This is a genomic window from Pseudomonas sp. UBA6562 (assembly GCF_002434265.1).
Lineage (GTDB): Bacteria > Pseudomonadota > Gammaproteobacteria > Pseudomonadales > Pseudomonadaceae > Aquipseudomonas.
Genome location: NZ_DJJS01000006.1, coordinates 430,995 through 442,967 on the forward strand (window position 1 = coordinate 430,995; position 11,973 = coordinate 442,967).

Below are 11,973 nucleotides of genomic sequence, written 5' to 3' on the forward strand. Positions count from 1 at the left end.
CACTCCGCGCAGGCGATTTGGATGACCTGTACGCTCAAACATATTTTTACACCTAGCAGTTTTACCAGTATCCACCGAGACAAACCATGCATTATCTTCTGCACGGCCATAGCAGACACCTTGAGTCACGCCACAGCTGAAGCCTCATAGGCCTGCTACCTGAAATTCCATTTCAAGGAGCAGCCTAGCCAATACAAGCCGGATGGGCGGAGCACGCGCCGGTGCAGGTAGACGACATCATGAAAATACAACGGCAAATCACCACTCTTGATATCGGCACGCTTGAACATGGATTTCCGCCCATCCCTTCTTGAGGCTCACATGCCACATCTCAATCGCTTTAAAGTCTATAACCCCTATGGCTACTGTCCATTTGAGCGACCTGCATTTACTAGCGAACGCTTTGATTCGCTGTCAGCGCTTTATCATTTGGGAGCAGGCCACCGAGGCTTCTCCCCTATTTTGATGCGTTTTGTATCACCGGACAGCTTAAGCCCGTTTGCGGATGGCGGTCTCAACCCGTATAGCTACTGTAATAATGATCCGATCAACAGCGTGGATCCCTCTGGTAGGGCTGGGGTGCGGATCAACCTACAAAACAGGCAGTCGCACCCACCGCTCACGACGCGCTCTAAAATATTGATCCGTCTGGACGCCCCAGCCTATGTCAAAGCGCCAAACAGACGCGATGCGCCGCCCCCCTACCAATCTCACCCCCAAGCTTTTTCTGGCGCAGGATCACCCCCAAGCTATAATCGCGGAAAACTTCCGAGCTATTCAAAAACCCTACCACCTGGTCATACCAAGTCTATATCGTTTACTGTCGACTCTCGCCTCGATCTCGTACAACCTGATGCCCCTCCTAAATACGAAGCCTTCAAAGGTCGAATCGAACAACAGCATTCGTTACCACCCACTCAGCAAGCGGCTTATGAAGGCAAGCTGAAGAAACTGACGGAAGATTACGAAAAACTTGACCGTGTCATCAATAGTTTGGAGACCAAAAACATGTATGTCCCGCCCAAGTACCTGCAACAACGCAGTGACATGGCATTCAGACGAGACCAGATACGTGACCTGCTCGGACGATGAGATTCAGGGTGAAGACCTCTTACTATCATCAGCGTCTATGCTTGACTCGATAGCTGAGTGTTGCACTCAGCCTGGAGGCCCGGAATACAAAAAACTGAATAACGAAACCTATTGGTCCTGCAAGGCACTGGAAAACCTCACGGCGTGGCAAATGGATTCCGTCGAAACAGGGTACTCGACACACAAACCTATTTAGCGAGATTGGAAGCGTTCGCCAATAACCGACCCTAGGCTTCCTTGTCACTTCAGGGCCAAGGCGTGTCGCCGTCAAAACTTGCTCCAACACCCCAAAGCTCGTCACCGCCTGCTGCTAACCTGAACTCCAAGCTGTCGCAATGGGACGCCCTGTTGCACCTACCCTGTTTACGACTTTCCTGGCGTTCATGGAAAAAGAAGCCCCTTACACTAGGGGCTTCGTTCAATGGCTCACATCACGCCGCACTGAACGTCTTATGCGGATCGATCACAAACTTCTTCGGCACACCCTTATCGAACTCGCCATACCCCTCCGGCGCTTTGTCCAGGCTGATCACCTCCACCCCCACCACTTCAGCGATGTTGATGCGGTCCCACATGATCGCCTGCATCAGCTGGCGGTTGTACTTCATGGTCGGGGTCTGGCCGGTGTGGAAGCTGTGCGACTTCGCCCAGCCCAGACCGAAGCGTACGCTCAAGGAACCTTGCTTGGCCGCAGCATCCACTGCACCTGGGTCTTCGGTCACGTAAAGGCCTGGGATACCGATCTGGCCGGCCACGCGAGTCACCTGCATCAGCGAGTTGAGCACCGTGGCCGGCGCTTCGTGCTTGGCGCCTTCATGGCCGTGGCCACGGGCTTCGAAGCCGACGGCATCGACCGCGCAGTCCACTTCCGGCTCGCCGAGGATGTCGACGATCTGCTCGTGCAGTGGGGTGTCCTTGGACAGGTCGACCACTTCGAAGCCTTGCGACTTGGCGTGGGCCAGGCGCAATGGGTTGAGGTCGCCGACGATCACGCAGGCGGCACCCAACAGGCGGGCCGAGGCGGCAGCAGCCAAGCCGACCGGGCCGGCACCTGCGACATAAACGGTGCTGCCTGGGCCGACACCTGCAGTGACCGCGCCGTGGTAGCCGGTCGGCAGAATGTCGGACAGGCAGGTCAGGTCACGGATCTTCTCCATGGCCTTGTCGCGGTTCGGCAGCTTCAGCAGGTTGAAGTCGGCATAGGGCACCAGCACGTACTCGGCCTGGCCACCGGTCCAGTCGCCCATGTCGACGTAACCGTAGGCACCACCCGGACGGGCCGGGTTGACGGTCAGGCAGACGCCGGTGTGCTGTTCCTTGCACGAGCGGCAGCGGCCGCAGGCGACGTTGAACGGCACCGACACCAGGTCGCCGATCTGCAGGCGCTCGACATCGCTGCCCTTCTCGATCACCTCACCGGTGATTTCGTGGCCCAGCACCAGGCCGAGCTGCGCGGTCGTACGGCCGCGCACCATGTGCTGGTCGGAACCGCAGATGTTGGTGGAGACCACCTTGAGGATTACGCCGTGGTTGATCTTCCTGCCACGGGGATCTTGCATCTTGGGGTACTCGATCGTCCGTACTTCGACCTTGCCAGGCTCGATGTACACCACTCCGCGGTTACCAGACATGCTCATACCTCGCTTGATTTGTACTTATGTCGCGTTGGGTAGCGCCGGCCATCGTGGACGGCATGTGTTGCGGGAACGACAGGGCCAGGCAGCCCTTTGAACTGTGATTGATTGTGGTCTTGTCGGAGGGGGTGGCCCTGACTGGAAACGACAGAGGGATGTCTTTTCACGTCAGTGGGGGGAGGCCGATGGTGCAAGTACAGCCAGCCCGGCGACGTGATCAGCCCTGAGGCGTTGAACCGCGAGCGCAAGGGCTTCGCTTGGTTGGAAACGGGTCGACAACGGTTGCCTGGATTGGGCCGGCTGCGCCGTCCATCGCGGCTGAACCGAGTGCCGGACCGGCCGCTGCCACAGGGGTGATATGGCTGCCTGGTGAAGCCGTCCATCGCGGCTGAACGGTGCGTGGCTGCTACAGCACCACCGTCCGATTGGCATTCAAGAACACCCGCCGCTCGATGTGATACCCCACCGCCCGAGCCAGAGTCTGGCATTCGATGTCGCGGCCTTTGGCGATCAGGTCTTCGGGGTAGTGCGTGTGGTCCACCACCTCCACGCCCTGGGTGATGATCGGCCCTTCATCCAGGTCGTTGTTGATGTAGTGCGCCGTGGCGCCGACCATCTTCACCCCTTTGTTGTAGGCCTGGTGGTACGGCTTGGCGCCCTTGAAACCGGGCAGCAACGAGTGGTGGATGTTGATCGCCCAACCGTCCAGCCGCCGGCACAGCTCGGGCGACAGCACCTGCATGTAGCGCGCAAGCACCACCAACTCGGCACCGGTGTCCTCGATCACCTGCAGCACCTTGCGCTCTTGCCCGGGTTTGTCCTTGGGGTCGAGGGCGAAGTGGTGGTAGGGAATCTTGTGCCACTGCGCCAGATGCTCGAGGTCGGGGTGGTTGGACACCACCGCGACGATGTCCATGCCCAGTTGACCGATGCGCTGGCGATAGAGCAGGTCGTTCAGGCAGTGATCGGCCTTGGACACCATGATCACCACCTTGGGGCGGTGGTCGGGCGCCGTCAGCTCGAAGGCCATGCCAAAACCTTCGCTGCGCTCGGCCAGGCCTGCGCGGAACGCCGCTTCGTCGAAGTCGTCCGGCTGGCGGAATTCGACACGGATGAAGAAGCGCCCCGACAGCCGATCGTCGAAGGAATGGTGCTCGGTCACGTAGCAACGCTGCTCGAACAGGTGACGCGTAACCACATCGACGGTGCCGAGCATGCTCGGGCAATCGGCGGTGAGGATCCAGGTGTCCGGTGCCCGACTCATGCGCGTTCCCCCTAGGCTTCGATGGCCAGACCGTACTCGGACGAGGCGTCTTGCAGCCACATCCACCAGTAGTCGGCGAAGCTGCGGCGGATCACCAGTTCCCAGCTTTCCTCGCCGGTGCGGCGGATCACCAGCTGCGACTTGGCGAACACGGTGCCTACGCCCTTGCCGACCGGGAAGTTGCTCGGGTGCACGTCGTAGCTGGTCGATTTCTTCAACACGTCGCGCACGTTCGGGCCGTGCAGTTCCAGCAGGCTCTGCCCGCCGCTGACGTTGACCACCTGGATGTGCAGGCCGGCGGCGGCGTCGCGCAGTTTCTGCTCGAAGGCCACTTCCTCGCCTTGCGGCACGATCAGCAGCCACTCGTCCGGGCCCATCCATTGCAGCGACGTGTCGCCGCTGGAGACCACTTTCAAGGGGCCGGGCAGCTCGAGGCCGACGGCCGTCTGTACGGCGCTGGCGAAGGCGGCGTCATGGCCGTCGCCGCGAAGGGTCAGGTGACCGAGGAACTTGCGTTCACGCAGGGTCACGCCGGCGTTCTGCCGGCCCTTGCCGACCAGGCTGCGCAGGTCGGCGTGGTGCAGCGGCGACTCGGCCTTGGCGGAGCCGCTGGGGTTTTGCTCGAAAACGTTGATGGCGCTCATGGGTTACCTGCCTTGAATTCTGGGGTGCGCTTGCGATGCGGGCGTCGGGACATACCTGTTCCCTGTAGGAGCGGCCGGCCGGCTGCTCCTACAGGGGGTGTCAGGTCCGCACAACCTGCGGTCCGGGGCTTAGACGTTCTGCTGTTCACCCTTCGGATCGAAGAACACCGAAGACACGATTTCCGCCTCGATCACACTGCCATCGGCCTGCGGGGAGTAGACCCGCTCGCCCATGCGCTTGAGACCGCCCTTGACCACACCCATGGCGAACGAATAGCCCAGGGAGTTGAACGCATAGCTGGAGGTCACGTGGCCGACCATGTCCATCGGAATCGGCTGGTTCGGGTCGTTGACCAGCTGGGCGCCTTCGGGCAGCCAGACCTTCGGGTCCACCGGCTTGAGGCCCACCAGCTGCTTGCGGTCTTCGCGCAGGCAGTCCTCGCGGTTCATGCCGCGCAGGCCGATCCAGGGGAACGGCTTGTTGCGGCCCACGCACCAGCTCATGTTGAGGTCGTCCGGGTTCATCGAGCCGTCGGTGTCCTGACCGACGATGATGAAGCCCTTCTCGGCGCGCAGCACGTGCATGGTCTCGGTGCCGTACGGGGTCAGGTTGTACTTCTTGCCCGCCTCGACGATCTGCTCCAGCACGCCCATGGCGTAGTTGGCCTGCACGTTGACTTCGTACGACAGCTCGCCGGTGAACGAGATGCGGAACACGCGCGCCGGCACGCCGCCGACGTTGCCTTCCTTCCAGGTCATGAACGGGAAGGCGTCCTTGTCCAGGTCGATGTCGGTCAGTTCGGCCAGCAGCTTGCGGCTGTTGGGGCCGGACAGGGTCATGGTGGCCCAGTGGTCGGTCACGGAGGTGAAGTACACCTTCAGGTCCGGCCATTCGGTCTGGTGGTACAGCTCCAGCCATTGCAGCACACGGGCGGCGCCGCCGGTGGTGGTGGTCATGATGAAGTGGTTGTCGGCGACGCAGGCGGTGACGCCGTCGTCGAAGACCATGCCGTCTTCCTTGCACATCAGGCCATAACGGGCCTTGCCCACGTCGAGCTTGGTCCAGGCGTTGGTGTACACGCGGTTGAGGAACTCGCGGGCGTCCGGGCCCTGGATGTCGATCTTGCCCAGGGTCGAGGCGTCGAGCAGACCCACGCTGGCGCGCACGGCCTTGCACTCGCGCTCCACGGCGCGGTGCAGGTCTTCGCCCGGCTTGGGGAAGTACCACGGACGTTTCCATTGGCCGACGTCTTCGAACTCGGCGTTGTTCTTCACGTGCCAAGCGTGCAGCGCGGTGAAGCGCACCGGCTCGAAGATGTGCCCGCAGTGGCGGCCGGCCACAGCGCCGAAGGTCACCGGCGTGTAGTTGGGGCGGAACATGGTAGTGCCCATCTGCGGGATGGTCACGCCGATCGAACGGGCGGCGATGGCCAGGCCGTTGACGTTGCCCAGCTTGCCCTGGTCGGTGCCGAAGCCCAGCGCCGTGTAGCGCTTGACGTGTTCGACCGATTCGAAGCCCTCGCGGGTGGCCAGCTCGATGGCGGCGGCGGTGACGTCGTTCTGCTGGTCGACGAACTGCTTGGGCGCACGGGCAGTGGTCTTGTCGTGCGGCACCTGGAACAGTGCCACGCCGGCTTCTTCGGTACGCGTCACGGTGTTCGGCAGGCTGCCGGTGGTGGGCTGGAAACCGGCTTCGCTCGCAGCGCGCACGCCGCCTTCGAAACCGTCGGCCAGGGCGTCGCCCAGCGGGTACACGCCGTTGATGCCACCGACGCACACGCGTTTTTGCGGGGCGTCGCCCGGCACGAAGCCGAGGATGTCTTCACGCCACACCGGGCGGCCGCCCAGGTGCGAAGCCAGGTGGACCACCGGGCTGTAGCCGCCGGAGGTGCCGATCAGGTCGCATTCGAGCCATTCGCCGGGGCTGGTCACTTTGTAGCCCGCCACGTCGATGGCGGCGACGCGCGCACCGGTGACGTGCTTGGTGCCCTTGGCTTCGATGATGGCGCTGGAGGTGAGGATGCGGATGCCTTTGGCGCGCGCTTCCTCGACCAGCGAACCGCGTGGGTTATGGCGCGCGTCGGCGATGGCCACCACGTGCAGGCCGGCGTCGTGCCAATCCAGCGCGGCGCGGTAGGCGTAGTCGTTGGTGGTCGACAGCACCAGCTTGCGGCCGGGCGCCACGCCGTAACGGCGCACGTAGACCGAGATGGCGCCGGCGAGCATGTTGCCCGGCACGTCGTTGTTGCCGTAGACCAGCGGACGCTCGTGGGCGCCGGTGGCGAGCACCACACGCTTGGCGCGCACGCGGTGGACGCGCTGGCGCACCTGGCCGATCGGCGCGCGGTCGCCGAGGTGGTCGGTCAGGCGCTCGTGGATGGTCAGGAAGTTGTGGTCGTGGTAGCCGTTGACCGTGGCGCGTGGCAGCAGGGTCACGTCGGGCAGGCCTTGCAGCTCGGCGACGACGCTGGCGACCCACTCGCTGGCAGGCTTGCCGTCGAGGGTCTCGCGGCTGTCGAGCAGGCTGCCGCCGAACTCTTCCTGTTCGTCGGCGAGGATCACCCGCGCACCGCTGCGTGCGGCGGCCAGGGCGGCGGCCAGGCCAGCCGGGCCGGCGCCGACGATCAGCACGTCGCAATGCTGGTTCATGTAGTCGTAGCTGTCCGGGTCGTTCTGCAATGGCGAGCGGCCCAGGCCCGCGGCCTTGCGGATGTACTTCTCGTAGGTCATCCAGAAGGATTTGGGGTACATGAAGGTTTTGTAGTAGAAGCCCGGCGGCATCATGCTGCCGCCGACCTTGCCCAGAATGCCCATCATGTCGTTGTTGACGTTCGGCCAGCCGTTGGTGCTGGTGGCGACCAGGCCCGAATACAGCGCCTGTTGCGTGGCGCGCACGTTGGGCACCTGGGTGGCTTCGCTCGAACCCAGCTGCAGGATGGCGTTCGGCTCTTCGGTGCCGGCGGCGATGATGCCGCGCGGACGCGAGTACTTGAAGCTGCGGCCGACGATGTCGACGCCGTTGGCCAGCAGCGCGGCGGCCAGGCTGTCGCCGGCGTAGCCCTGGTAGCTCTTGCCGTTGAAGGTGAAGTTCAGCACCTTGCTGCGGTCGACGCGGCCACCGCTGGAGAGGCGATAGGTCTGGCTCATGCGTTTTCTCCCCGTTCGTTGACGGCCGCCGATTTCGCGGGTGTGTGTTCGCGCGCGGTCACCTTGGGCTGTTCGCCGATCTTGTAGGTTTCCAGGATCTCGTAGGTCTCGGTGTCGCGGGTCATGTTGAAGTACTGGCGACAGCCCGCGACGTGGTCCCACAGTTCATGGTGGATGCCGCGGAAGTTGTCGCGGAAGAACATGTAGGTGCCCCACTCCTCGTCGGTGCAGGCGTTGGGGTCGAGCGGACGGGCGAGGTGCGCCTGGCCGGCCGGGTGGAACTCTTCCTCGGAGCGCAGCTCGCCGCAATGGGGACAGAAAATGTGCAACATGAAGGTTGTCTCCGAATTAGTGGGCGACGGCCGCAGCGCCGTGTTCGTCGATCAGCGCACCGTTGTAGAAACGGTCGATGGAGAACGGCTTGGCCAGCGGGTGCATCTCGCCTTTGGCCAGGCTCGCGGCGAAGACGTTGCCCGAGCCGGGCGTGGCCTTGAAGCCGCCGGTGCCCCAACCGCAGTTGAAGAACAGGTTCTTGACCGGGGTCTTGGAGATGATCGGGCAGGCGTCCGGGCAGGTGTCGACGATGCCGCCCCACTGCCGGTTCATGCGCACGCGCGAGAGGATGGGGAACATCTCCACGATCGCCTGCATGGTGTGTTCGATCACCGGATACGACCCGCGCTGGCCGTAACCGACCCAGCTGTCGATGCCGGCGCCGATCACCAGGTCGCCCTTGTCGGACTGGCTGATGTAGCCGTGCACGGCGTTGGACATGATCACGCTGTCGATGATGGGCTTGATCGGCTCGGAAACCAGCGCCTGCAGCGGGTGCGATTCGAGCGGCAGACGGAAGCCGGCCAGTTTGGCCATGTGCCCGGAGTTACCGGCGGTGACCACGCCGACGCGCTTGGCGCCGATGAAGCCTTTGTTGGTCTCCACGCCGATCACCGCGCCGTTTTCCTTGCGGAAGCCGATCACTTCGGTCTGCTGGATCAGGTCGACGCCCAAGGCGTCGGCGGCACGGGCATAGCCCCAGGCCACGGCGTCGTGACGGGCTACGCCGCCACGGCGCTGGATGGTCGCGCCGAGGATCGGGTAACGGGTGTTCTTCGAGCAGTCCAGGTACGGGATCTCGGCCGCCACCTGTTCGGTATTGAGCAACTCGCCGTCCACGCCGTTGAGACGGTTGGCGTTGACCCGGCGCTCGGAATCGCGGATGTCCTGCAGGGTGTGGCACAGGTTGTAGACGCCGCGCTGGGAGAACATCACGTTGTAGTTGATGTCCTGCGACAGCCCTTCCCACAGCTTCATGGCGTGTTCGTAGAGCTTGGCCGATTCGTCCCAGAGGTAGTTGGAGCGCACGATGGTAGTGTTACGGGCGGTGTTGCCGCCGCCCAGGTAGCCCTTCTCGATCACCGCGACGTTGGTGATGCCGTGTTCCTTGGCCAGGTAATAGGCGGTTGCCAGGCCGTGCCCGCCACCGCCGACGATGACCACGTCGTAGACCTTTTTAGGGGTCGGCGTGCGCCACATGCGCTGCCAGTTTTCGTGGTGGCTGAGGGAGTGCTTGAAGAGGCCGAAGCCTGAGTAACGTTTCATGGTGTCTTGCTCCCTCAGCGGTAAACCGGGTAATCGGCGCACAGGTCGGAGACGCGCTTGGCCACGTCGGCTTCGATGTCTGCGTCACCCAGGTGGTCGAGGATGTCGCAGATCCAGCCGGCCAGGCGCACGCATTCGTCGACCTTGAAGCCACGGGTGGTGACCGCCGGGGTGCCGATGCGCAGGCCCGAGGTCACGAACGGCGATTGCGGATCGTTGGGTACGGCGTTCTTGTTGACGGTGATGTGGGCGCGGCCCAGGGCAGCGTCGGCGTCTTTGCCGGTCAGGCCCTGACGGATCAGGCTGACCAGGAACAGGTGGTTGTCGGTGCCGCCGGAGACCACGTCGTAGCCGCGGTCGATGAACACTTTGGCCATGGCCTGGGCGTTGTCGATCACTTGCTGCTGGTAGGCTTTAAAGCCTGGCTCCAGCGCTTCCTTGAAACACACCGCCTTGCCGGCGATGACGTGCATCAGCGGGCCGCCCTGGGCGCCGGGGAACACGGCGGCGTTGAGCTTCTTCTCGATCGCTTCGTTGGCCTTGGCCAGGATCAGGCCACCGCGCGGACCGCGCAGGGTCTTGTGGGTGGTGGTGGTGACCACGTCGGCGAACGGAATCGGGTTGGGGTACAGGCCTGCGGCGACCAAGCCGGCGACGTGGGCCATGTCGACGAACAGCAGCGCACCGACTTTGTCGGCGATGGCGCGGAAGCGCGGGAAGTCGAGGGTTTTCGAATAGGCCGAGAAGCCGGCGACGATCATCTTCGGCTTGTGCTCGACGGCCAGGCGCTCGACTTCGTCGTAGTCGATCAGGCCGGTGGCGGTGTCGATGCCGTACTGCACGGCGTTGTACAGCTTGCCCGAGGACGAAACCTTGGCGCCGTGGGTCAGGTGGCCGCCGTGGGCCAGGCTCATGCCCAGGATGGTGTCGCCGGCCTGCAGCAGGGCCAGGTACACGGCGCTGTTTGCCGAGGAACCCGAATGCGGCTGGACGTTGGCGTAGTCGGCGCCGAACAGCTGCTTGGCGCGCTCGATGGCCAGCGCCTCGACCTTGTCGACGTGCTCGCAACCGCCGTAGTAGCGCTTGCCCGGGTAGCCTTCGGCGTACTTGTTGGTCAGACCGCTGCCCTGGGCCTGCATCACACGTTTGCTGGTGTAGTTTTCCGAGGCGATCAGCTCGATGTGGTCTTCCTGACGCTGCTCCTCGGCATCCATCGCCGCCAGCAGCGCATCGTCGTAACCCTGGATCTGGTCTTGCTTGCTGAACATCGTGTATCTCCCGGCAGCGATCGTTTTTTGTCTTCTGGGTTCAATGACCCTTTGTGGCGATGGTAGGGCCGGGCGGGGGGAATCAGATGCCTGCGCACGCCTTGCAATGGCGCGTTTACGACATTGCCGAGCGGAACCTTTTTTGAAGGGGCCGCGCGTGCACGCGCTATGGATGGTTTAGAGTGCTGGCTGCCTCGCTCACAGGACAAGGCCATGCCAGACAACAGCCAACAATTCGCCAGCGACAACTATTCCGGTATCTGCCCCGAAGCCTGGGCCGCCATGGACCGGGCCAACCAGGGCCACGAACGCGCCTACGGCGACGACCAGTGGACGCAACAGGCCGCCGACCACTTCCGCCGCCTGTTCGAAACCGACTGCGAAGTGTTCTTCGCCTTCAACGGCACCGCCGCCAACTCGTTGGCCCTGGCCTCGTTGTGCCAGAGCTTCCACAGCGTGATCTGCTCGGAAACCGCCCACGTCGAGACCGACGAATGCGGCGCACCGGAGTTCTTCTCCAACGGCTCCAAGCTGCTCACCGCACGCACCGTGGCCGGCAAGCTGACGCCCGAGGCGATCCGCGAAGTCGCCCTCAAGCGCCAGGACATCCACTACCCCAAACCACGCGTGGTGACCCTCACCCAGGCCACCGAAGTGGGCACCGTCTACCGCCCCGACGAACTGGCGGCGATCAGCGCCACCTGCAAAGAGCTGGGCCTGCACCTGCACATGGACGGCGCACGCTTCACCAACGCCTGCGCCTTCCTCGGCCATTCGCCGGCCGAGCTGACTTGGAAGGCTGGGGTCGACGTGCTGTGCTTCGGCGGCACCAAGAACGGTATGGCGGTGGGCGAAGCGATCCTGTTCTTCGACCACGACCTGGCGCGGGACTTCGACTACCGCTGCAAGCAGGCCGGGCAGCTGGCCTCGAAGATGCGTTACCTATCCGCGCCTTGGGTGGGCATCCTGGAAGACGGCGCCTGGCTGCGCCATGGCACCCACGCCAACCAGTGCGCGCAGCTGCTCGCCTCGCTGGTGAGCGACCTGCCGGGTGTGGAGCTGATGTTCCCGGTGGAGGCCAACGGCGTGTTCCTGCAAATGCCAGAAGCGGCGCTGGAACGGCTGCGCGAACGCGGCTGGCGCTTCTATACCTTCATCGGCAGCGGCGGCGCGCGCTTCATGTGCTCGTGGGATACGCGGGAGGAACGCGTGCGGGAGTTGGCGGCAGACATCCGCGCGATCGTCGCGGGCTGACGCGCGGCCTGGCAAAACTGTCAGTTGCGCACGCATGCGACTGGCAGCTAGCGTCGAGGGCCGTCCCCTTG

The 11,973-nt window shown here is 63.6% G+C and carries 9 protein-coding genes; 2 read left to right on the forward strand and 7 right to left on the reverse strand.

Annotation, left to right across the window (positions count from 1 at the left end):
- Positions 1 to 321 precede the first annotated feature (321 nt).
- Positions 322 to 1,092, forward strand: coding sequence for an RHS repeat-associated core domain-containing protein (locus B4M43_RS21120; RefSeq protein WP_296266382.1), 771 nt, complete (start codon positions 322 to 324; stop codon positions 1,090 to 1,092).
- A 431-nt stretch (positions 1,093 to 1,523) separates the two neighbouring features.
- On the opposite strand, the gene fdhA is transcribed toward B4M43_RS21120, so the two are convergent.
- The 7 genes from fdhA to B4M43_RS09450 form a co-directional block, all read right to left on the reverse strand.
- Complete coding sequence (gene fdhA / locus B4M43_RS09420; RefSeq protein WP_296266384.1) at positions 1,524 to 2,723, reverse strand: formaldehyde dehydrogenase, glutathione-independent; 1,200 nt, start codon at positions 2,721 to 2,723, stop codon at positions 1,524 to 1,526.
- A 409-nt stretch (positions 2,724 to 3,132) separates the two neighbouring features.
- Positions 3,133 to 3,990, reverse strand: coding sequence for a formyltetrahydrofolate deformylase (gene purU, locus B4M43_RS09425; RefSeq protein ID WP_296266386.1), 858 nt, complete (start codon positions 3,988 to 3,990; stop codon positions 3,133 to 3,135).
- Between the two features lie 11 nt (positions 3,991 to 4,001).
- A complete protein-coding gene (locus tag B4M43_RS09430) occupies positions 4,002 to 4,634 on the reverse strand; it encodes a sarcosine oxidase subunit gamma (RefSeq protein WP_296266388.1) in 633 nt (210 codons plus the stop codon).
- A gap of 129 nt (positions 4,635 to 4,763) precedes the next feature.
- Positions 4,764 to 7,781 carry a sarcosine oxidase subunit alpha gene (locus B4M43_RS09435; RefSeq protein ID WP_296266390.1) on the reverse strand — a complete coding sequence of 1,006 codons (3,018 nt, stop codon included), beginning with the start codon at positions 7,779 to 7,781 and terminating at the stop codon, positions 4,764 to 4,766.
- Entirely contained in the window at positions 7,778 to 8,113 is a 336-nt protein-coding gene (locus B4M43_RS09440; RefSeq protein ID WP_296266391.1) for a sarcosine oxidase subunit delta, read from the reverse strand. Before B4M43_RS09440 ends, B4M43_RS09435 begins: the two co-directional genes overlap by 4 nt.
- A gap of 16 nt (positions 8,114 to 8,129) precedes the next feature.
- Positions 8,130 to 9,380 (reverse strand): sarcosine oxidase subunit beta family protein, encoded by a 1,251-nt coding sequence (locus tag B4M43_RS09445; protein WP_296266392.1) that lies wholly within the window; start codon positions 9,378 to 9,380, stop codon positions 8,130 to 8,132.
- A gap of 14 nt (positions 9,381 to 9,394) precedes the next feature.
- Complete coding sequence (locus B4M43_RS09450; RefSeq protein WP_296266395.1) at positions 9,395 to 10,648, reverse strand: serine hydroxymethyltransferase; 1,254 nt, start codon at positions 10,646 to 10,648, stop codon at positions 9,395 to 9,397.
- A 213-nt stretch (positions 10,649 to 10,861) separates the two neighbouring features.
- Here B4M43_RS09450 and B4M43_RS09455 point away from each other — a divergent pair, with 213 nt between their 5' ends.
- Positions 10,862 to 11,902: a threonine aldolase family protein gene (locus B4M43_RS09455; RefSeq protein ID WP_296266397.1), complete on the forward strand. Its 1,041-nt coding sequence runs from the start codon at positions 10,862 to 10,864 to the stop codon at positions 11,900 to 11,902.
- Positions 11,903 to 11,973 lie beyond the last annotated feature (71 nt).